This is a genomic window from Paenibacillus sp. FSL R5-0914 (assembly GCF_038004525.1).
In the GTDB taxonomy this organism is placed as follows: Bacteria; Bacillota; Bacilli; order Paenibacillales; family Paenibacillaceae; genus Paenibacillus_AQ.
Map to the genome: position 1 here is coordinate 2,982,870 of NZ_JBBORH010000001.1, position 20,611 is coordinate 3,003,480.

The following is a 20,611-nucleotide window of genomic DNA, read 5'->3' on the forward strand; positions in this document are numbered from 1 at the left end:
ATACAGTCCAGGCGCTTTTTCTTTTGTTATGTAAATGTATGGAATGGGTTTTAACTGTACATTTGCAGGCTATGTATAACCATGTCGTTTCTTCTAGTAATCACCATACCTCTCAGAATTAAGTTACAAATTTTAAGTAAATATATAAAACGCACTTGCATTTCGAAGGTGTAAGTGATAATTTTGTTAGTAAGGAAAAGTTGAACCTCAATTAAATAAAGGATCAATCCTTCAGGGCAGGGTGTAATTCCCTACCGGCGGTGATGTTGTTGTAGAGTGCTTATTTATTAAGTTTATCTACCACACTTAGTCCGCTACCCGGCTCGCGTTGTTGACGCGAACGGTGGACCCGGTGAAATTCCGGGACCGACAGTATAGTCTGGATGGAAGAAGGAGAGGTTAACCGCTTGTCTGTAATAGACAGGTGGACTGCAGTGTTTTCATTTATTATGTGCGATATTTCACAATTGCCGTCGTTTGACGGTTATTTACGCACACTTTTATTTGGACTGCCGATAAACTCTCGCATAACCCATCTTTACTCCTCCTGGAGAATGAGATGGGTTTTTCTGTTTTTACGCATCAGATAGACAGTAAGTGGATAGGGGGAACGAGATGGATAATATGAATGACGAGTTTTATATGTCGTTAGCGCTGGATATGGCAGAACGGGCCCAAGGACAGACGGGAATTAACCCTGTTGTTGGCTGTGTTGTTGTAAAGAATGGAGCGATGATTGGACTTGGAACTCATTTGCAGCGCGGAACAGGTCATGCTGAGGTTCATGCCTTGAATATGGCGGCTGGCCAAGCACAGGGCAGCACTGCCTACGTAACACTGGAACCATGCAGTCACTATGGCAAGACTCCGCCCTGCAGCCAAAGGCTGATCGACGAGGGAGTAGCCAGAGTGGTAGTCGCTTGTGAAGACCCTAACCCTCAGGTTGCGGGTCGCGGCGTTCAAATGCTGCGTGAGCATGGCATTGAAGTAGAAGTAGGGTTGCTGCGAGAACGTGCGCTGCGGTTGAATGAGCGTTTTATCAAGTATATTTTGACAAAACAGCCTTTTGTTACGCTCAAGAGTGCCAGCACGCTGGATGGTAACCTAGCTACCAAATCTGGTGACAGTAAATGGATTTCAAATGGTGAAGCGCGGGAGATCGTACATACGCTGCGGCATCGGCATCAGGGAATAATGGTCGGTGTGAACACAGTGATTGCAGATAATCCTTCACTGACGACAAGAACGGAAGTGCCGGGTATTCATCCGATACGGATTGTGATTGATTCTGGACTACGTATTCCTTTGGATTCAGCAGTTGTAAGTGACGGTCTAGCGCCTACTATCATCGTGACAACTGAAGCCGCAGATGATGAAAAGAAAGCAGCACTTCTTCAAGCAGGTGTGCAAATCATTGTTAGCGGAGCAGGACCACGGGTGGATTTGAAGGCTGCTATGGTAACACTCGGTGAAATGGAAATCGGATCGATTTTACTTGAAGGCGGAGGCACGCTAAATGGTGCGATGCTGGAGAGTGGGCTAGTTGATCGAGTGATTCTCTTTTTCGCTCCAAAGATTGTTGGCGGTGGTGCTGAAGCGAAAGGGACGTTCGTATTTCCTGGTATAGAGCTAATGAAGGATGCGATTTCTCTGGAGGGATTGGAAGTAAAAGTGCTCGGAGATAATGTATGTATCAGCGGTACTCCGGTACGCTAAAGTAAATGGTTACAAAACTTAATCGTGTGCTTCCGGAGCAAGTTTTGTTCGGAGAGATAGCGGAGAAGTGTTACTCACACAAAACTCCTAGGAGGGAAAGCATGTTCACTGGATTAGTCGAAGAAGTTGGCACTCTGAGAAGTGTCTCCACCGGTGGAGAAATGATGGTGCTGAACATTGCCGCTTCCGTCATCATGGATGATTTGAAGATTGGTGATAGCGTATCGGTTAATGGCGTCTGTCTTACAGCGACAGCTTTAGGCGAGAACTATTTTACAGTGGATGTCATGCCTCAGACCTATCGAAACAGTAATTTGAAGGAGCTACGTCCTGGCAGTCGAATGAATCTGGAGCGAGCAATGGCAGCCGGTGGTCGATTTGGAGGTCATATTGTTCAGGGACATGTCGATGGCACTGCTGTCATCAAAAGCGTAAAGCGTGATCAGAATGCAGTAGTTTATGAGATTGCGCCGGATCGCAAATCGCTGTTTAAATATATCATCCCTAAAGGGTCGATCACGATTGATGGCATTAGCTTAACAGTAGTAAAGACGACGGCTTCATCGCTTACTGTATCCATTATTCCGCATACGTTAGGGGAAACTGTGCTAACTTATAAGCGGGCAGGAGATAGTGTGAATATTGAGTGTGATGTCCTGGGCAAATATGTAGATCATCTTCTTCATTATGGCTCAGCTGCACAAGATGAAGAAAGTGATAGCAGCTCCGGGATTAGTCGTGATTTCTTGGCGGCAAACGGATTTGTTTAAATAATGAGTAAGCTTACGAAGAAGGGAATAATCCTTCGTAAAGCTATTAGGAGGATAGGATCATGAGCGAACAATCGAAGAAGGATAGTGTCTTGGATCCGATTGAAGAAGCGATATATGATTTAATGCGCGGCAAAGTCATCATCGTGGTGGATGATGAAGATCGTGAGAATGAAGGGGATTTTATAGCTCTTGCTGAACGGGCGACACCAGAAGTCATCAATTTTATGATCACTGAGGGGCGTGGTTTGGTCTGCATGCCAATTACCGCTGAGCGTGCGGAAGAGCTTGAACTACAGGCTATGGTCAGTCACAATACAGATAATCACGGCACAGCCTTTACTGTATCGGTTGACCATATAGATACAACTACTGGTATATCAGCAGGGGAAAGATCCTTGACTGTAAAGGCCATGATTGACCCTAAAGCGAAGCCGTCTGATTTCCGTAGACCTGGCCATATGTTCCCGCTGATTGCGAAAAAAGGCGGTGTACTGCGCCGTTCCGGACATACAGAGGCTGCTGTTGATTTAGCCCGTATGTGTGGTGCATATCCAGCCAGTGTGATTTGTGAAATCATCAAAGAAGATGGCTCGATGGCCCGGTTGCCTGATCTGGTTGAGATTGCTAAGAAGCATGATCTTAAGTTGATCAGCATCAAAGACCTCATTCACTATCGGAACGAGAAGGAACAGCTCGTCAATCGCGAGGTGTCTGTACGTCTGCCTACCGATTTCGGTGAGTTTCAGACCATTGCCTATACAAATGAAGTGGATGATAAAGAACATGTAGCATTGGTGAAGGGCGATATTTCCGGTGATGAGCCAGTGTTAGTACGAGTACATTCCGAATGCTTGACGGGTGACGTATTCCACTCCCATCGCTGCGATTGTGGTCCCCAGTTTGAAGCAGCGCTTCGGCAGATCGAAGCTGCTGGTAGAGGCGTATTGCTCTATATGCGTCAAGAAGGCAGGGGCATTGGTCTTATTAATAAGCTTAAAGCCTACAAGCTTCAAGAAGAAGGACTCGATACTGTAGATGCCAATCTAAAGCTTGGTTTTCCAGCAGATTTGCGTGATTACGGGATTGGAGCACAAATTCTGAAGGATCTAGGTATAAGTCAAATTCGTCTCTTAACGAACAATCCTCGAAAGATCAAAGGGTTGGAAGGTTATGGATTGGAAGTTGTTGAGCGAGTGCCAATTCAAATGCCGGAGAATAAGGATAATACTAATTATCTCCATACGAAGCAGGCGAAACTTGGGCATTTGCTGTCTTTTGACGACATTGAACAAAATGAGGATTCGAAAGTATAATCACACACAATAAAAAACGAAGGGTAGATGAATGATATGCCGAAATATTTAGAAGGACATTTAGTTTCCGAGGGGTTAAAATACGGAGTCGTAGTAGGACGTTTTAATGAATTTATTACTAGTAAGCTTTTGTCAGGTGCACTTGATGCATTTAAACGCCATGGTGCTAACGATGATGAAGTAGATGTTGCTTGGGTTCCAGGCGTGTTTGAAATTCCGTTAATTGCTCAAAAAATGGCGGAAAGCGGTAAATACGACGCTGTAATCACTTTAGGAACTGTTATCCGTGGCTCTACAACGCACTATGATTATGTATGTAATGAAGTTGCAAAAGGGGTAGCTGCGATCAATCTTAAAACCGGCGTGCCGACGATTTTTGGCGTAGTAACTACTGAGAATATTGAACAGGCCATTGAGCGTTCAGGAACCAAAGCAGGGAATAAAGGCTGGGATGCTGCGACTGCTGCGATTGAAATGGCGAATCTTAACAAACTGTTTAAGTAAGACAGCTATTGACGAATCAGTCGAATTCGTGCTTATTTATAGTATAAGAAGAAAGCATGGATTATAGAGCCCTTTCTACTTGTGTAGCGTCCTTTAGGGCGCTGCACTTTACTTTTTTTGGCGGGAGGATGCTTCGTGACTGTATTGTACAAGCTGGAAACGTTTGAAGGTCCGCTGGATCTGCTTTTGCATTTAATTGATAAGGCGGAAATCGACATCCAGGACATTCCGGTCGCCGAGATCACCGAACAGTATATGGAATACCTGCGAAGTATGCAGGAGCTTGAACTGGATATTACGAGTGAATTTCTCGTGATGGCCGCAACCCTATTATCTATAAAGAGCAAGCTATTGCTGCCCAAACCACCGGTCATTGAGATCGATGATTTTGAATATTACGAAGAAGATGAATTTGATCCACGAGCTGAACTTGTTCAGCGACTGATTGAGTATCGTAAATTCAAGAGTATTGCTGTTCATTTAATGGATATGGAGAGCGAGCGGAGCTTGATTTTTACGAAGGAGCCGGAGGATCTGGGTCCATACGTGCCTGAAGAGATTGACCATACGCTAAAAGGACTACATACTTCCGACCTTATAGCTGCTTTCCGTAAAGCACTTAGTAAGGCGGCAAGAAGGTCATCTTACCAGCGGATCACCCGGGACGAAATATCGGTAAAAGATCGTATACGTGATGTATCGGATGCGCTGCAGCGCAGAGGGAAGGGCGGTAGGCTCCACTTCTCAGCACTGCTTCACGATGAAATGGCGCGGCACGAAATCGTAGTAACTTTTCTTGCGATTCTGGAACTAATGAAAATGAAGGCGATTTTTTGCTATCAGGAGAAATTGTTTGAGGACATCGTAATGGAGTGGAGAGGAGGAGAACACTTCAATGGATTACAAAACGCTGAAATCGATTATTGAGGGCCTGTTGTTTCTATCAGGTGATGAAGGGATCTCCGTACGGCAAGTAGCCGAGATTACAGAGCAGCGGCCAGAGCTTGCAGCTGGAGCATTAGAAGAACTGAAAGAGGATTATGTAACGCAGGAGCGGGGGTTACAGGTAGTCCAAATCGCCGGGAATTATCGGCTGGCTACCTTGCCTGAGCATGCCCATTATTTCGAGCGATTAGCTTATTCCCCTTCAAGATCAACCTTGTCACAGGCTGCATTAGAGACATTGGCGATCGTGGCCTATCGTCAGCCCATTACACGGGTGGAGATCGAAGAGATTCGAGGCGTGAAATCCGAACGTGCAATTCATACGCTGAATAATAAGGATTTGATCCATGAGGTTGGCCGTGCCGAGGCTGTAGGACGCCCAATTTTGTATGGGACTACTAAATCATTCTTGGAGAGCTTTGGCCTCGCAAGTCTGAATGAGCTGCCTGAACCATCAAACTTCGAATCCACTGATAATTTGGAAGAGGAGACGCAGCTACTGTTCAATAAGCTGGATACTCAAATGACGTTCGAGGATATTGAGCAACCATAGTTTTTTTGTTATTTCGCAATGATTTGTATTGCTGGGACTGCCCATAAACCATTCATATGGTTTATGGGCAGTCTCTATTTTTTTGTAAAGCCACTTTTTTTAACCAAACCCCGAATTTTTTCCAGATTAAATTGCCATACTAAACCAAAGGTTCCCATTATTAAGGTTTCTTGGAGGTAAATACGTGACGTTATGGCTTGGAATACCCCTCGGATTGCTGGTACTGGCAATGATCCTGGTTCTGTCTTCATCTATCGATTTCCGCATCCGGTGCTATAAACATGACAAAAATGATCTGATCGAGTTAGATGTTAAGACACTTTTTGGTCTGATCAAACTCCACTATGAACTGCCTCGATTGGTCTTTAAGGGATTGGAGCAAGGCGTGCTTGGGAAGTTTAAAGAGACGGGTACCGCGACTACAGGTGTTGACACTGTAAAGGAAGAACAATTCGATAAAGAAAGAATTGAGCGCTGGCGGGACAATGTACAGCTAGCAGTGAAATCCACACGTGGATTGAAGAAGTGGTTCAAGGAAACTGTATCACATGTCAAAATATCAAAGCTCGACTGGTCCACAGACTTCTCACTAGGTGATGCGGCAGACACTGCCATAGTATCAGGAGCCGTCTGGGGATTGAAATGGAGCATCGTTGGATTTATTTCGCAGAGGGTCAAATTGAAACACAATCCACGAGTGTTTGTGAAGCCTGTTTTTCAAGATGAGCATTCTTTTTCAATGGAGTTCGTATGTGAGGGTAAATTGTCCGTTTCCTATGCCGTATACGCATCATTGCAGCTTATTCTTCGTGTCTTGAGGGAGGCGGGGGGAATCAGTAAGTGGAGAAAAATACTAAAACGGATGCGTAGGGAGTCTCATGGGCAAAGTTTAGAATGAAAGTTACATACAAATGCGTGGATGTGGGGATGATAAGCGCTGTAGAAGCAAGAGAAATCGTACTCAATTAAGGAGGAAACAATATGAGCGACCATCCTATTCAGGGTCTAATGCAAACAGCGATGGAAAATATCAAGGGCATGGTAGATGTTAATACGATTGTTGGAGATCCAGTACAAACACCTGACGGTAGTATTATTCTGCCGATTAGTAAGGTGGCCTTTGGGTTTGCTGCAGGGGGTAGTGATTATCGAGTAGAGGATTCTATAAGTGGATCAAGCTCCCAAGGCGGTGTCAAAATGCTTCCTTTTGGTGGCGGTAGTGGGGGCGGTGTCTCCATCAGACCGATCGCTTTTCTAGTGGTTGGTAAGGATGGGGTAAACATTGTGCCACTCGACAATCAAACGCATTTGTTCGAAAAAATTATCGATGCCACGCCTGGGCTCATCGACAAAATCCAGACCATGTTCCAAAGCAGCAGTTCTTCAGGTCAAGCTGGGTCAACTGCTACACAAGCACCACAAGCACAAGCACCTGCTAAACCCGATCCAAGTACATCCCAATCTTCAACACATTAGGTACACATAATTCAACAAATAGCCTCGGGGATATCGCCTTACATCAGGCGGTGTCCCTTTTTGTGTGGAGAGGACATACCCTAAGGCTGGTCCGCATACACTTGTACAACATAAGCATGAAATGAATGACTTTACTTAAGAACCGATAAGAATCCGGAGGATAAATATGAAGACAATAACCCGTAAATTTCCAATCGCCTTATTACTGAGCGTTTTGCTGCTGTTTCTGACACCGCTAACTTTGATTCATGCGGAGAACAGCTCCATATCTACGCATGCAAGGGCAGCGGCGCTGATTGATGTGGAATCCGGGCGTATTTTGTATAGCAGTCGAGGAGATGAGCCGATGCTTATTGCCAGCCTGACTAAAATAATGACTGCCCTCGTCGCTATTGAGAATGGTGATTTAGCATCCAAAGTCAAAGTTGGTAAAAATGCTTTCGCCAAAGAAGGCTCCTCTATTTATTTACAGCAAGGTGAAGAGATGACGCTGGAAAATATGCTGTATGGTCTAATGCTGCGATCTGGGAATGATGCGGCAACAGCGATCGCTGAACATATCGGCGGTTCTGAAGAAGGGTTTGTATACCTGATGAACAATAAGGCTGAAGAGCTCGGATTAAAAAACACTCATTTTGCTAATCCGCATGGTCTAGATGCTGAAGGTCATTATTCGAGTGCTAACGACTTAGCCGTACTGACGGCGTATGCTCTTCATAATCCTGTATTTAAGCAAATTGTGAAGACACAGGAGAAAACTGCGGACAATCCAAATGAGAAATGGGATTACAAGTGGAGAAACAAGAATAAAATGCTGTACTTATATGAGGGCGCAGACGGTGTGAAGACAGGATATACCAAAAAAGCGCTACGCTGCCTTGTCAGCTCAGCGACCAGAAACGGCCAGCAGCTTGTCGCAGTGACCATAAATGATGGGGATGACTGGAATGATCATGCCTCACTGCTAAACTTTGGATTTAATCACTACCCACTAAAAACAATGATCGAACGCGGGGACCCCGTGAGCGGTTATGACTTCGTGACAGCCAAAAAATTCGCCTATCCGCTCGGACAAGGGGAGCAGGATAGAGTGACCACCAAACTTGTCTTAAATCAGATCCCTTCGGCGTCAGCCAAAGCTGCAAGATCAAACTTTGGATTACAAGGGGTTCTCGTTCTTGATCTAGGTGGCAAGGAGATAGGCCGGGTTCCAGTATATACACGAGAGTCCTTACCTCCTGAGGAATCCGCTTATACTAAAAAATATAGTACAACGCAAGCACACACTTATCCTGCTGATAATTGGTTTCAGGCTATAGGGAGTGCACTGAAGGCGTTATTTAAATTGGGCGAAAGTTCCAAGTAAGCAGATAGCTGAATAATGAGGAGGGAGGCGTATCCATGATTAACGGGATCTGGCTAGGAATGATCATCATCGGTTTTCTGTTCGCCGCCGTTAACGGCAGAATGGATGAATTTACAGCCGCCGTATTCGACGGAGCCAAGAGTGGGGTTACAGTAAGTTTCGGCTTAATAAGTGTGCTTGTATTCTGGCTAGGAATCATGCGGATCGCAGAGGATGCTGGTTTGCTTAAAAAAATAGCCAAGATTCTTGGGCCTATCGTAGCCTTCCTCTTTCCAGATGTGCCGAAGGGTCATCCTGCAATCGGATATATTCTCTCCAACATGAGCGCTAATTTGCTTGGACTTGGCAATGCGGCTACACCTATGGGGATCAAGGCGATGCAGGAGCTGCAGAAGCTCAACCCGGATAAAGAAACGGCCACACCAGCCATGTGTACCTTACTGGCGCTTAACACAGCAAGCATTACGCTAATTCCCGCGACACTAATTGCGATCCGATTGAATTACAATTCGGCAGATCCTGCGGGAATAGTAGGCACAACCCTCGCCGCAACGGCTGTGGCGACTCTTGCGGCTATAGTTGCTGACCGGTTTTTCCGAAGGATGACATTGCTGCGCAAACCTCCAAAGCCGCCGTCAGCAAAGTCTGGTTCTGCTCCATTGGCCAAGACGTCGCTGCCTAATTCTTCATTGAAAGGGTGAGCATGACTTGTACCAGTTAATCAGTCTCCTATCGGCATGGGCGATTCCGGTCATGATTACGTTCATCCCGCTCTATGCTTTTACGCGTAAAGTCCCGGTGTATGAGTCATTTGTTGAAGGGGCGAAGGATGGATTTGGAACGGCAATCGCGATTATTCCTCATCTTGTGGGAATGCTTGTGGCGATCAGCGTCTTTCGCGCATCGGGCGCACTCGACTTCCTAATGGGATTCATATCTCCTGCTCTGCGGGGACTTGGCGTACCTCCTGAAGTACTGCCGCTCGGCCTTCTGCGGCCCCTCACTGGGACAGGCTCGCTTGCTTATACCACGGATCTGATTCGCGTTCATGGTCCGGATTCTCTAATCGGCATGATTGCCTCCACCATACAAGGCAGCACGGACACAACGCTCTATGTATTAACGGTTTATTTTGGAGCCGTTGGTGTGCGTAACGGACGTTATGCACTTAAGGTAGGTCTATTCTCCGATGTCGTTGGCTTCGTCGCCGCGATCGCGGTCTGCCTCCTGCTTTTTGGGTAGGAGGCGTCACCCCCTTTCCTTCCTCAACATATGCTATTGCAGCAATGTGGAGGGAGGCAATCCGCTATGAACTACAAAGGTTTTATTCTGCATCAGTCTCGCTGTACTTCCATTAATGGCAAAGGCTTTGATTTCTGGGTTGATGTGGACGGAGCCATTTATGCAGCACCGCTGCTGACCGATCCGGAGTATATTCACATTTGCTTGGAAGGTGATTTCAGCTGGGAAGATGGCATTCCTCCATTATCTGGAAGGAAGGAACAGCTATTTGCCACAGGTAAACTCATTTTAGAACTGGTAGAGCGCTACCAAATCTCCCCTTTAATCATCGAACCCCACAATAATTACTGCCCAGGAGCATTTTTTCCATGGAATGAACTTGTGATTTATCCCTCTGATGGTTATCATTAATCTGAGGTGACTAGTCGAAAATGGAAAGATTACAGAAAATTTTGGCGCAGGCAGGTGTGGCGTCCAGACGTAAGTGTGAAGAAATGATTTTGGCCGGTAAAGTGGAAGTCAACGGGGAACTCGTAACTACGCTTGGCACGAAGGTGGACCCCGCAACAGATATTATTAAAGTCTCCGGTAGACTGATCCGGGGCGAGAACAAAATCTATATTATGTTCAACAAACCTAAAGGAGTCATTACAAGTGCTTCCGATCCAAAGGGTCGCAAGGTTGTAACAGATTACCTTAAAGGAATTACAGAACGGGTTTACCCTGTAGGCCGTCTGGATTACGATACGGAAGGACTGCTGCTGTTAACGAATGATGGAGATTTCGCTAACTTGCTTACCCATCCTAAGCATCATGTACCTAAGACGTATCACGCTACGGTCAAGGGTATTCCGCACGGTACTGCACTGGACAAGCTAAAGGCTGGGATCAAGCTGGAAGATGGTATGACAGCGCCTGCCGAAGTAGAGTACAAAGATATTGATGAAGCGAATAAAGAAGCAGTAATCAGCATTACGATTCACGAGGGACGTAACCGTCAGGTACGACGCATGTTTGATGCGATTTCACACCCCGTTCTCCGTCTGAAGCGGATTTCATTCGGGGATATTATGCTGCAAAATCTTAAACGTGGATCCTACCGTCATTTGACTAAAGATGAAATTAACCATCTGCAGCAAATTGCCAAAGCAGGATTACTCAAAGAAAGAACTCCACGTAAAGAGTCATAAAGACACACAATATTCACAATTAAACCCCCTAATACTGTGACGAAATTCGCTATAATGTTCATAGGATGTTCACACCTTACAACATAAGTATGAGTTGCGTCACAGAAGGGGGCTTTACATGTGGGTAAAGCGAGAAAACCAATTCAAATCGTAATTCTGTTTCTAATCGTTCTAGTGGGTGGTTATGCAATTGGTTCCTCTGTATTTGGTGGAAGCGGAAAACCAGAGGAAGGTAGTAAAGCGCCTGCCATTGATTTGCTGGGTCTTGATGGACTTGGGCATACGTTAGACGAGTATAAGGGGAAGGCTATTGTGCTGAATTTCTGGGGCTCATGGTGCACGCCATGTGTAAAAGAAATGCCGGCTCTCCAAGCACAATGGGAAAAATGGAAGGACAAAGATGTAGTCGTTATTGGAATCAACGTAGGTGAAGATCAGATGACTGTCGAGAATTTTGTGAAGCAAGTCAATATTGATTTTCCGATTTTGATGGACACGGGACGAGACGCTGTACGAAGTTATGGTATTTCTCCACTCCCCACTACTTTTTTTATTAATGCAAAGGGTAAAATTGACAGCATTCATATTGGTCAGCTTGATTTAGATTCACTAGATGATCAAATTGGGAAGCTGGTGGATTGATGAGTGAACGCGAGGCTTTTATAACCAATACCAAATGTGAATGTGGCCATCAGAACCCTGTAGGCACTGTTCTATGTGAAGCATGCGGAAAGCCGCTTGGCAAAGAATCGGACTGGGGCGAGAATCTGGAAATGCGTTATGATGGTGTAGCCCGTCGTTCGCAGCGTGTTAATCCAAACATTATTGATCGAGTTTGGAACTTTTTTTCATCTGTCAAAATAGCGATATATCTAATCGTTTTGACACTGTTAGGCTCTATGCTGGGAACCATTTTCCCTCAGGAGAGTACTTTCCTTAATATTGATGCATCGAGTTATTATAAGCAGGAGTACGGAACAGCTGGGGACATCTACTATAAGCTTGGACTTTCACATACATACGAATCCTGGTGGTTTGTGACTCTACTCGTAATGATTGGTGCTTCACTAGTCATTTGTAGTTTGGACAGAGTACTTCCGCTATATAAGGCATTAACTAGGCAGAAGATTCGGAAACATCGTCAGTTCTTAACTCGGCAAAAGGCTGTGCTAGTTACTGAAGTGCAAGAAGAACCAGAAGCTTGGGTTGCTCGGGTGGTTCAGCCTATGCGTAAAAAGGGCTACCGAGTCAAGACGGATGGAGGAGCTCTGCTGGCAGAAAAACACCGCTTCAGCCGCTGGGGGCCTTACGTAATACATATTGGTTTGATTATTTTTTTACTTGCTGTACTGGCAAGAGGATTGCCGGGTCTCAACATGGATCAGCATCTTGCTTTCCCGCAAGGGGAAATTACACAGATTCCGGATACTACCTATTATTTAAAAAACGAGAAATTCACCGTAGAGTTCTACACCGATGAAGAGATGCCTGAGGAGTTTCGAGGCAAAAAAATCCTTCCAAAATTATTCCAAACTAAAGCAGTGCTATATAAATGTACCGCGGATTGCGCAGATCCTACTAAGGAACCGCAGCTTACTGAGGTGACAACGCATAATATCCAAGTAAACTCACCTTTGGATTATAAAGGATTGAAAGCGTATCAGTTTGATTATGATCTAACACCTGTGCTGCGTTCTGTACAGCCAGTGCTTAAGAATTCCACCACTGGGGAGTCGTACGGTAAATTCAAACTGGATATGAAGAATCCGCAGCGTACAATTACAGCGGGACCCTATACGATGACTTTAAAAGAGAAGTATATGGATTTTGGACTGAATGAGGATGGTCAGCCGATATCTAAGTCGCCTTATCCGAATGCACCAGCATTCTTATTCTTGATTCAAGGACCGAATTTGCCAGCGGAAGGGCAGCAGTACTTCTATTTTCCTAAGCAGGTAGATAAGTCTCAGTTTCAGCAGGTGGCTATTAACGATAAGCTTGGTGGCAGCAATAGATTTCTTGAGCTTGAAGTGGACAACATGAGCGATGTTGATTTTTCGGAATCGACTACATACTTGAATATACGTATTGATCGTGCAATGCCTTTTGTATGGTTAGGTGCAGCAATCGTGATGCTGGGTTTAATCCTTGGATTTTACTGGCAGCATAGACGCATCTGGCTTACCGTTGTAAACGGAGAGCTAATACTCGGAGGACATACGAACAAGAATTGGTTCGGTTTCCGTCGTGAGATCGTTTCTATTTTAGAAAAAGTAGATATGGTAGTCGATGAAAAATCAATAGATAATGGAGGAGGCCTTACATGAGCTTGCTCGATATCAGCAGTGCCGTCTTTATTGCCGCATTCTTATTATACAGCGGGTCGTTTATGTTATTCACTATCGCTATCATGGGTCGCAAGTGGTCGGGCCGCAAGCCAGAGGAACATACTGCTCGATGGGGTAAAATAGCTTTTATTGTTTCTTCTATAGGTCTTATCTTTCATCTTATTTATTTCTTTACACGTTGGTTTGGTGCAGGACATATTCCAGTCAGCAATATGTATGAGTTCATGACTTTCTTATCCATGATGGTTATGGTAGCCTTTACAGTGATGTACGCGATCTATCGCAAAGTTATTCTCGGTCTGTTTGCAGTTCCAATTAGCATTATTGTGATGGCGTACGCAGCTGTATTTCCACAGGAGGTTCAGCCGTTAATTCCATCCCTGCAATCGAACTATCTCAAGATTCACGTAACACTGGCAGCACTAGGTGAATCCTTTTTCGCGGTAGGTTTTGCGGCAGGGCTGATGTATCTGCTACGGACTGTTAATTTTTCCAGTAAAGAGAAGGCGGATCGTAAGCAACAGAGACTGATTGAATTTACTCTCTTTTCAATCATTGTTATAATTGGGTTTCTGGGTTCAGTTTTTGCTTTCCGCGGAGCAGGTTATGAGACTGTTTTTGTTCGTCCCAACGTTACGATTGACAGCGCAGGGCAGGAAAATAGTACAATAGAGAAAGTGAGTTATCGAATGCCGCCGATTGTGGCTCCTCACAATAGCGAAATTGAAAGCTTCCAGTCGTTTCTTGGCATGAAAGAACCTCTCTTTGAAGCTCCTTCATGGATGAATGGTGTGAATGCTGGCCGGAAGTTTAATACTGTAATCTGGTCGATTCTTTCCGGATTACTCCTTTACGGAATTCTTCGCTTGATCGTACGCAAGCCACTAGGCGCAGCGATTCACCCGGTTATGGAGGGGATTGATGAAGGCGATCTAGATGAGATAACGTATAGGGCGATAGCCATTGGCTTTCCTATTTTCACATTAGGCGCTTTGATTTTTGCAATGATATGGGCGCAAATAGCCTGGGGAAGATTCTGGGGATGGGACCCCAAAGAAGTCTGGGCACTCGTTACTTGGCTTTTCTATAGTGCTTATCTTCATTTACGATTGGCTCGTGGATGGCAAGGGCGAAAATCTGCCTGGCTTGCCGTTCTAGGCTTTTTGGTCGTAATGTTTACCTTAGTTGGCGTTAATCTAGTCATCGCCGGACTTCATTCTTATGCGGGGACGGACTGAGCATAGTTTACCTGCTAACACAGCACAATGGATTTAAGGTTACGTTCTACTGTATTTGATGAAGGGGTTGTTGTGAAATGGCAGATCATTTAAACAGAATTCTGGTAGTGGATGATGAGGAACGCATTCGCCGCCTGCTAAAGATGTATCTTGAAAAAGAAGGTTATGAAATCGACGAAGCTGAAGATGGCGAAATCGCTCTACGCAAAGCAACAGCAAATGACTACGGTCTAATTTTGCTGGATGTTATGCTGCCTGGCATTGATGGAATGGAAGTGCTGACCCGACTCAGAGGGGTCAAATCGACACCTGTCTTAATGCTTACAGCTAAAGGCGAAGAGATTAATCGTGTACAGGGCTTTGAAATGGGCGCGGATGATTATGTCGTGAAGCCATTTAGTCCTCGCGAAGTGATTTATCGCGTGAAGGCCATTATGCGCCGTTCTTCAGCAACAGCATTTTTGTCCAAAGAGAGCAACTCCAGTAATAACATTGTATTCACTCATCTTATTATTGAGCATGACGCACACCGAGTAACTGCTGGCGGTGAAGAAGTGAGTCTGACACCGAAAGAATACGAACTGCTGCATTATTTGGCGATTTCACCGGATAAAGTGTTCTCTCGTGAAGAACTGCTTAAGGATGTTTGGAATTATGAGTTTTTCGGAGATTTGCGTACAGTCGATACTCATGTTAAGCGTCTTCGTGAAAAACTGAATAAAGTATCACCGGAATCCGCGGCGATGATTACAACTGTATGGGGTGTAGGCTACAAACTTGAGGTACCTAAATAAGTGAACTTCTGGAGAAGTCTTGTCGGCAAGCTGTGGGTCACGATCATCTGCCTGGTCGCTGTCGTGCTTATTACACTCGGGTTGTTTCTACTTCCCTATATCGATAGCAACTTTGCTAATTCCGGCGATATCAAACGTTTATTTATGTATACGTGCATGATCGGATTTTCTTTGACGACATTCTTCGCGTTGTTCTTGTTTACCAAGATCACTCAACCGATGCAACGTGTCATCGAGGCTGCAAACAACATTCGACGTGGTGAATACGGAACAAGGCTGACGCTGGTCACAAGTGACGAGATTGGCCAATTGGCGACTTCCTTCAACCATATGGCTGAGGAGTTGGAAGAGAATATTCGCAGTCTGCACCATGAGAAGGGCCATCTATCCAGTGTATTACGCAGCATGAGTGATGCTGTAATCACCTTTGACATCGAAGGCCAGATTATTCTGACCAATCCGCATGGTCAATCGCTACTTGAGAGCTGGAGCGATTTAGAGTGGGAACAAGAGAGTGACATTGAACCTCATACGGAAACGGCTGAGAGTAATGTTCCACCTCCCCTGCGTCCTTTATTTTTGAGCACGTTGAAACAAGGCGGCGATGAGCGTTCTAATGTACATGTCCGGCAGGGCGTGTGGTCCGTCCATATGGCACCTTTATATTCTGAGGGTAGCATTCGTGGAGTGGTTGCTGTTCTGCGTGATGTGACTGAAGAAGTACGACTCGAAAAAATGCGCCGTGACTTCGTGGCAAACGTCTCTCATGAGATTCGGACGCCATTATCGATGATGCAAGGTTATAGTGAGGCTTTACTTGACGGCATGGCTTCTTCACCAGAGGAAAGCAGTGAACTGATTCAGGTCATTCATGATGAATCGCTCCGTATGGGACGTCTTGTAAAGGATCTGCTCGACCTTGCGCGAATGGAAGCTGGACATACGGATATGTTGAAGGCAGAAGTAGATGTGAACGAACTGCTGGAACGAGTGTATCGCAAATTTTCCGTACGTGCGAAAGAGCGTGATATTCATCTGCAGCTAAATAAAGAGAGCGATGTCCTTGTTCTTAAGGCAGCGGATGAAGATAAGCTTGAGCAGGTCTTAACCAATTTGCTCGATAATGCTTTTCGTCATACGCAGGGTGGCAAGAAGATCACAGTTCATACAGGAACTTGTGTCTTAGAAGGGCGTCGCTATTTTGAAATTAAAATTCAGGATGAAGGCGTCGGCATTCCGCAGGAAGATCTGCCTTATATATTTGATCGTTTCTACAAAGCCGATAAGGCACGTGTACGGGGAGAATCAGGTGGAACGGGACTCGGGCTTGCGATTGTTAAAAATATTGTTGAATCGCATCACGGAACCATTTCAGCTTCCAGTAAGTTGGGCGAAAGTACAACCTTTACCCTAAGACTTCCTGTCGAAAAACAGTAATTCCAAACACAATGTGTGATAGCGCCTCTGACAGCAGAGGTGCTTTTTGTTGAAACAAACACATTAATCTTGTTCATCGTGGAACATATCTCATTGTTTATGCTTGGGAGGCCATCAAATGATTTTATCTTTAGACCAAGGGACTACCAGTTCACGAGCCATAGTGTTCGATGAGGACGCTAGAATCGTCTCACAAGGGCAATATGAGGTTAAACAATCTTTCCCACACCCTGGCTGGGTGGAGCATGACCCAGAGCAAATTTGGGCGTCACAGCTTGCAGCTGCAAGAGATGCGATTACTCAGGGCGGGATAACGCCTCAGGAAATATATTCCATTGGAATTACAAATCAGAGGGAAACGGCCCTGATCTGGGATAGAGCAACAGGTAAGCCGATTTATCCTGCGATTGTGTGGCAGGACAGACGTACTGCAGAGCTGTGTGAAGAGATCAAGAGTAAGGGGGTAGAGGTACTCATTGCTAGCAAGACGGGACTCGTTGTGGATGCTTATTTTTCTGCAACTAAATTCTCCTGGATTCTGGATCATGTAGACGGCGCACGAGAGCGGGCGAATAATGGCGAGCTACTAGCTGGGACAGTAGACAGCTGGCTAATCTGGAAGCTTACTGGCGGGGCTGTACATGCTACTGATGTAACTAATGCATCGCGTACGATGCTATATAATCTTCATGAGCGCTGCTGGGACGAAGAGCTAATGGAGGAGCTTCGTGTACCACGCTCCATCCTGCCAGAAGTGAGGATGTCCGGTAGTGAATTTGGAGCAGCAGACGCGCAGTGGTTCGGGACAGAAATACCTATTCACTCTGTATTGGGGGATCAACAAGCTGCTTTGTTTGGACATACTTGTCTTGAACCTGGCAGTGCCAAAAACACATATGGAACTGGATGCTTTATTCTGATGAATACAGGTACAGAAGCTGTAGTCTCCAGTCATGGGTTGTTGACCACTGTAGCTTGGGGAATGGGGGATGAACTCTATTATGCACTCGAGGGCAGTGTGTTTGTAGCCGGAGCGGCTGTACAATGGCTTCAGGAGGGGTTAGGACTCATAACGGAGCCGGCAGGCTCGGAAGACAAAGCACGGGAAGTAGAGGACAGTGAAGGGGTTGTCGTCGTACCTGCTTTTACTGGACTAGGTGCCCCTTATTGGGATATGTATGCACGTGGAGCAGTCTTCGGTCTAACTAGAGGAACCACCTCGGGGCATTTGGTAAGAGCAACGTTAGAGTCATTAGCATTTCAGTCTAGAGATGTAATTGGGGCGATGGAAAAAGATGCAGGCATGCCATTGACCGGACTTCGTGTAGATGGTGGAGCGGTTCGTAATGATTTGCTGATGCAGTTCCAGTCTGATATCCTCGGTAGTGAAGTTACTCGAACTACATATGCGGAGACGACTGCGCTGGGAGCAGCACTTCTGGCTGGATTAACCTCAGGAGTCTGGACAAGAGAGCAGCTAGAAAGCTTTAACAAAGCTGAGAGGGTCTTTTCACCTGTAATGGGTATAGATGAGCGTGAACGACGTTACAACGCCTGGAAAGACGCTGTAGCGCGTACCATGGGCTGGGAAAAACATGAAAGATATCAGTGATCAGGGAGATGCATATGTCTATGTTTAATGGAACAGAATCTGATCTACCGAGTGGACTATCTAAGCCTGCACTTCGAGCACTTCATGGTGCTGGGTATACACAGATTCACCAAATCAGTAAGCTCACTGAGTCAGAGCTTCTGCAGCTCCATGGGATGGGACCAAAAGGGATTGATGTACTACGGCGTGCGCTCACTGAAAAGGGGTTATCCTTTGCCAGCGAGTCCTAAAGAACAGATCAACCTAAAAAGCGGCAAGCTAAGGATAATCCTTGGCCTGCCGCTTTTTAGGTTGTAACGCTTAATATTCAATAACAAATGCAACGTTTTGCCATCCAGCGCCCACTGTCCAGAACAGAACTTTATCTCCGCGTTCGATCTTTCCTGTAGTAATAGCTTTGTGTAGAGCGATAAACGGGCTACTGGTTGAGGTGTATCCGAATTCATCACCTATGTAAACCGCAACCTCACGATCAATACCCACTTTTTCACAAACACCAACGATATTAGGTAGTGAAAGCTGTGAGAAACAGGCCGCTTTTATAGATTCAGGCGCTATGTTGTTATCAGATAGAAGCGTGCGAATCGATTCAGAAGCAGCATCTACGCAAATGGAATCATCAAATGGAATGAACTTCACATTGAATTCTCCAGCCGCGACGCCTTTTCTACCCAGATTAGCCAAGCCTTCAGCCGGGAACATGGAGTTGCCGTAAACGCATGTGTCTGTTTGATAGACAGAATCAATGAAGCCTACCGCATTATCATCGCGCACAAGAAGGACTGCCGCAGCTGCATCACCGAAGTTAGCATAATAGACAGGATCATTCTTATCTGCATGAGGTGCTACATAATCGGATCCGATGACCAAAGCACGTTTAATTCTAGGATTGGCTTGCATTTGACGGCTCACCTGTTCTACGGAAGCAGTCATACCTGCACAGTTAGCGTTGCTATCTATACAAATTGTATGGGATGCGCCGTTAATTAAACGGTGAATCATTAAAGAGTTAGTAGGAAAGATATATTCAGGAGTTTGACTTGCATAGGCAATAAGATCGATATCAGCGCCAGTGAGACCATTTTTATCCAACACATTACTGGCAGCCTCAAAAGCCATCGTAAGAGAATTTTCTTCCTCATTCTTAATGCTATAGCGCGTATCACGACCTAAAGTGGTCAGTAGACCTCGGATATCAATACCCTTTTCGTCAAAATGCTTAATAAAAAAGTCGTTACCAACTTTATTACTGGGATGATAGATATCAATGTCTTGAATACGAATTCCGGTCATATGAATGAATCCTCCTGAAAAACTCTATAGTTTTTTTAGTTATAAGAAGAATTAAGCTGTAACGGTGGAAATGATCTCGATGTTTTCTAGTCCTGCTTTACGACCCAGACGAGCAAGCTGCATTTTAAGAATTGGGTTATTCTCAAGGGTTAGATTTACTTTTACAAATCCATCATTCTTAAACATTACGAAGCAACCTTCCAAAAGAGGCACAACATCAGGAGCAGTTACGTTTAGCTTTCTGCAGTCGATTTGTAATTCATAGTCAGCTGGAGTGATAGGATTAATAGTTTGTTGATAAGCTTGGATAGATTTCAGACCATCTTCTTCAGAAAATGTTCCTTCCAGCTCAATATTGATCACTTTTTTAGTAGTGTCTGTCTTTAAAGTAAACTGTCCCACGTTAACATCTCCCGATATTTTAATTTTACTGAAAATAGTTACTTTATTTCTTCAATCGTTTCGAGAAGAATATTAAAAGCGGTGATGATTCTAGGTGCCCCTATAGCGGGTACTAAGTGTAATAGAATACCTTTGAGTTGTTCTACAGTAACTCCCACACGAAGAGCCATGACATAATGAACACCCAATTGATCAAACTGACCCATCGAAATCAGGGCAGAGATAACTGCGATTTCCTTCCAGTCAGCTTCGATTGTGTTGCGTTGAAAAATATCGCCGTAGGCATTCCCCATAATAAATTCAGCCAAATCGGGGAAATGTTCTTTAATCGGAGCCAGTGCTTTAGCTCCGTAGTCTCCAGAGAGATTCGTGAAGTGGTTCAGACCACTGTTTACATTGTCTTTCATAA

The 20,611-nt window shown here is 45.1% G+C and carries 23 protein-coding genes and 1 riboswitch; of the genes, 20 read left to right on the forward strand and 3 right to left on the reverse strand.

All coding sequences use genetic code 11. The annotated features are described in order from the left end of the window. Positions 1 to 223 precede the first annotated feature (223 nt). Positions 224 to 399, forward strand: a riboswitch (FMN riboswitch). Positions 400 to 615: 216 nt separating this feature from the next. The 20 genes from ribD (at position 616) to MKX60_RS13210 (ending at position 18,737) form a co-directional block, all read left to right on the forward strand. After that, on the forward strand, positions 616 to 1,716 hold the full coding sequence (gene ribD, locus MKX60_RS13115; RefSeq protein ID WP_042190282.1) for a bifunctional diaminohydroxyphosphoribosylaminopyrimidine deaminase/5-amino-6-(5-phosphoribosylamino)uracil reductase RibD: 1,101 nt from the start codon (positions 616 to 618) through the stop codon (positions 1,714 to 1,716). 101 nt (positions 1,717 to 1,817) lie between these two features. Beyond that, a complete protein-coding gene (gene ribE, locus MKX60_RS13120; RefSeq protein ID WP_042190280.1) occupies positions 1,818 to 2,486 on the forward strand; it encodes a riboflavin synthase in 669 nt (222 codons plus the stop codon). 62 nt (positions 2,487 to 2,548) lie between these two features. After that, a complete protein-coding gene (locus tag MKX60_RS13125; protein ID WP_076284543.1) occupies positions 2,549 to 3,802 on the forward strand; it encodes a bifunctional 3,4-dihydroxy-2-butanone-4-phosphate synthase/GTP cyclohydrolase II in 1,254 nt (417 codons plus the stop codon). Between the two features lie 36 nt (positions 3,803 to 3,838). Further along, positions 3,839 to 4,306 carry a 6,7-dimethyl-8-ribityllumazine synthase gene (gene ribH, locus MKX60_RS13130; protein WP_042194286.1) on the forward strand — a complete coding sequence of 156 codons (468 nt, stop codon included), beginning with the start codon at positions 3,839 to 3,841 and terminating at the stop codon, positions 4,304 to 4,306. A gap of 135 nt (positions 4,307 to 4,441) precedes the next feature. Continuing rightward, positions 4,442 to 5,233 carry a segregation and condensation protein A gene (locus MKX60_RS13135; RefSeq protein ID WP_042190275.1) on the forward strand — a complete coding sequence of 264 codons (792 nt, stop codon included), beginning with the start codon at positions 4,442 to 4,444 and terminating at the stop codon, positions 5,231 to 5,233. Next, positions 5,202 to 5,804 carry an SMC-Scp complex subunit ScpB gene (scpB, locus tag MKX60_RS13140; protein WP_042190273.1) on the forward strand — a complete coding sequence of 201 codons (603 nt, stop codon included), beginning with the start codon at positions 5,202 to 5,204 and terminating at the stop codon, positions 5,802 to 5,804. Before MKX60_RS13135 ends, scpB begins: the two co-directional genes overlap by 32 nt. Before the next feature lie 184 nt (positions 5,805 to 5,988). Beyond that, entirely contained in the window at positions 5,989 to 6,702 is a 714-nt protein-coding gene (locus MKX60_RS13145; RefSeq protein ID WP_076284544.1) for a DUF2953 domain-containing protein, read from the forward strand. A gap of 83 nt (positions 6,703 to 6,785) precedes the next feature. Then, complete coding sequence (gene ytfJ / locus MKX60_RS13150; protein WP_149646797.1) at positions 6,786 to 7,280, forward strand: GerW family sporulation protein; 495 nt, start codon at positions 6,786 to 6,788, stop codon at positions 7,278 to 7,280. A gap of 166 nt (positions 7,281 to 7,446) precedes the next feature. Continuing rightward, positions 7,447 to 8,646, forward strand: a complete 1,200-nt coding sequence (locus tag MKX60_RS13155; RefSeq protein WP_341060060.1) for a D-alanyl-D-alanine carboxypeptidase family protein — start codon at positions 7,447 to 7,449, stop codon at positions 8,644 to 8,646. 35 nt (positions 8,647 to 8,681) lie between these two features. Then, positions 8,682 to 9,347: a nucleoside recognition domain-containing protein gene (locus MKX60_RS13160; RefSeq protein WP_076284546.1), complete on the forward strand. Its 666-nt coding sequence runs from the start codon at positions 8,682 to 8,684 to the stop codon at positions 9,345 to 9,347. Between the two features lie 52 nt (positions 9,348 to 9,399). Beyond that, entirely contained in the window at positions 9,400 to 9,888 is a 489-nt protein-coding gene (locus MKX60_RS13165; RefSeq protein ID WP_042190265.1) for a spore maturation protein, read from the forward strand. Between the two features lie 66 nt (positions 9,889 to 9,954). Next, a complete protein-coding gene (locus MKX60_RS13170; protein WP_076284547.1) occupies positions 9,955 to 10,299 on the forward strand; it encodes a peptidoglycan recognition protein family protein in 345 nt (114 codons plus the stop codon). Between the two features lie 20 nt (positions 10,300 to 10,319). Then, the gene (locus MKX60_RS13175) at positions 10,320 to 11,078 is read left to right on the forward strand and encodes a pseudouridine synthase (RefSeq protein ID WP_036676166.1); all 759 of its coding nucleotides are present in this window, start codon (positions 10,320 to 10,322) and stop codon (positions 11,076 to 11,078) included. A gap of 120 nt (positions 11,079 to 11,198) precedes the next feature. Continuing rightward, positions 11,199 to 11,720: a redoxin domain-containing protein gene (locus MKX60_RS13180; RefSeq protein ID WP_042190261.1), complete on the forward strand. Its 522-nt coding sequence runs from the start codon at positions 11,199 to 11,201 to the stop codon at positions 11,718 to 11,720. Then, the gene (gene resB, locus MKX60_RS13185) at positions 11,720 to 13,405 is read left to right on the forward strand and encodes a cytochrome c biogenesis protein ResB (RefSeq protein WP_341060062.1); all 1,686 of its coding nucleotides are present in this window, start codon (positions 11,720 to 11,722) and stop codon (positions 13,403 to 13,405) included. Before MKX60_RS13180 ends, resB begins: the two co-directional genes overlap by 1 nt. Continuing rightward, on the forward strand, positions 13,402 to 14,664 hold the full coding sequence (gene ccsA / locus MKX60_RS13190; protein ID WP_042190256.1) for a cytochrome c biogenesis protein CcsA: 1,263 nt from the start codon (positions 13,402 to 13,404) through the stop codon (positions 14,662 to 14,664). Before resB ends, ccsA begins: the two co-directional genes overlap by 4 nt. Before the next feature lie 77 nt (positions 14,665 to 14,741). Continuing rightward, positions 14,742 to 15,458 carry a response regulator transcription factor gene (locus MKX60_RS13195; RefSeq protein WP_036676174.1) on the forward strand — a complete coding sequence of 239 codons (717 nt, stop codon included), beginning with the start codon at positions 14,742 to 14,744 and terminating at the stop codon, positions 15,456 to 15,458. Continuing rightward, positions 15,459 to 16,895, forward strand: coding sequence for an ATP-binding protein (locus tag MKX60_RS13200; RefSeq protein ID WP_076284549.1), 1,437 nt, complete (start codon positions 15,459 to 15,461; stop codon positions 16,893 to 16,895). 118 nt (positions 16,896 to 17,013) lie between these two features. Beyond that, on the forward strand, positions 17,014 to 18,507 hold the full coding sequence (gene glpK / locus MKX60_RS13205; protein WP_341060064.1) for a glycerol kinase GlpK: 1,494 nt from the start codon (positions 17,014 to 17,016) through the stop codon (positions 18,505 to 18,507). 14 nt (positions 18,508 to 18,521) lie between these two features. After that, complete coding sequence (locus tag MKX60_RS13210) at positions 18,522 to 18,737, forward strand: DNA-binding protein (RefSeq protein WP_339242753.1); 216 nt, start codon at positions 18,522 to 18,524, stop codon at positions 18,735 to 18,737. 70 nt (positions 18,738 to 18,807) lie between these two features. Here the strand turns inward: MKX60_RS13210 and MKX60_RS13215 are convergent, their stop codons facing one another. The 3 genes from MKX60_RS13215 to MKX60_RS13225 are packed head-to-tail and all read right to left on the reverse strand — an operon-like array spanning position 18,808 to position 20,609. Then, positions 18,808 to 19,800: a 3-oxoacyl-[acyl-carrier-protein] synthase III C-terminal domain-containing protein gene (locus MKX60_RS13215; RefSeq protein ID WP_042190247.1), complete on the reverse strand. Its 993-nt coding sequence runs from the start codon at positions 19,798 to 19,800 to the stop codon at positions 18,808 to 18,810. A gap of 51 nt (positions 19,801 to 19,851) precedes the next feature. After that, positions 19,852 to 20,202, reverse strand: coding sequence for a hypothetical protein (locus MKX60_RS13220; RefSeq protein WP_341060066.1), 351 nt, complete (start codon positions 20,200 to 20,202; stop codon positions 19,852 to 19,854). 38 nt (positions 20,203 to 20,240) lie between these two features. Beyond that, positions 20,241 to 20,609, reverse strand: coding sequence for a carboxymuconolactone decarboxylase family protein (locus MKX60_RS13225; RefSeq protein WP_042129622.1), 369 nt, complete (start codon positions 20,607 to 20,609; stop codon positions 20,241 to 20,243). Positions 20,610 to 20,611: the final 2 nt, after the last annotated feature.

Coding starts and splice junctions, on each gene's coding strand:
- MKX60_RS13210 (WP_339242753.1), top strand. CDS start 18,522: ATGTCTATGTTTAATGGAACAGAATCTGATCTACCGAGTGGACTATCT.
- MKX60_RS13160 (WP_076284546.1), top strand. CDS start 8,682: ATGATTAACGGGATCTGGCTAGGAATGATCATCATCGGTTTTCTGTTC.
- MKX60_RS13175 (WP_036676166.1), top strand. CDS start 10,320: ATGGAAAGATTACAGAAAATTTTGGCGCAGGCAGGTGTGGCGTCCAGA.
- ccsA (WP_042190256.1), top strand. CDS start 13,402: ATGAGCTTGCTCGATATCAGCAGTGCCGTCTTTATTGCCGCATTCTTA.
- scpB (WP_042190273.1), top strand. CDS start 5,202: ATGGATTACAAAACGCTGAAATCGATTATTGAGGGCCTGTTGTTTCTA.
- ribE (WP_042190280.1), top strand. CDS start 1,818: ATGTTCACTGGATTAGTCGAAGAAGTTGGCACTCTGAGAAGTGTCTCC.
- MKX60_RS13155 (WP_341060060.1), top strand. CDS start 7,447: ATGAAGACAATAACCCGTAAATTTCCAATCGCCTTATTACTGAGCGTT.
- MKX60_RS13215 (WP_042190247.1), bottom strand. CDS start 19,800: ATGACCGGAATTCGTATTCAAGACATTGATATCTATCATCCCAGTAAT.
- glpK (WP_341060064.1), top strand. CDS start 17,014: ATGATTTTATCTTTAGACCAAGGGACTACCAGTTCACGAGCCATAGTG.
- ytfJ (WP_149646797.1), top strand. CDS start 6,786: ATGAGCGACCATCCTATTCAGGGTCTAATGCAAACAGCGATGGAAAAT.
- ribH (WP_042194286.1), top strand. CDS start 3,839: ATGCCGAAATATTTAGAAGGACATTTAGTTTCCGAGGGGTTAAAATAC.
- ribD (WP_042190282.1), top strand. CDS start 616: ATGGATAATATGAATGACGAGTTTTATATGTCGTTAGCGCTGGATATG.
- MKX60_RS13165 (WP_042190265.1), top strand. CDS start 9,400: ATGATTACGTTCATCCCGCTCTATGCTTTTACGCGTAAAGTCCCGGTG.
- resB (WP_341060062.1), top strand. CDS start 11,720: ATGAGTGAACGCGAGGCTTTTATAACCAATACCAAATGTGAATGTGGC.
- MKX60_RS13195 (WP_036676174.1), top strand. CDS start 14,742: ATGGCAGATCATTTAAACAGAATTCTGGTAGTGGATGATGAGGAACGC.
- MKX60_RS13125 (WP_076284543.1), top strand. CDS start 2,549: ATGAGCGAACAATCGAAGAAGGATAGTGTCTTGGATCCGATTGAAGAA.
- MKX60_RS13225 (WP_042129622.1), bottom strand. CDS start 20,609: ATGAAAGACAATGTAAACAGTGGTCTGAACCACTTCACGAATCTCTCT.
- MKX60_RS13170 (WP_076284547.1), top strand. CDS start 9,955: ATGAACTACAAAGGTTTTATTCTGCATCAGTCTCGCTGTACTTCCATT.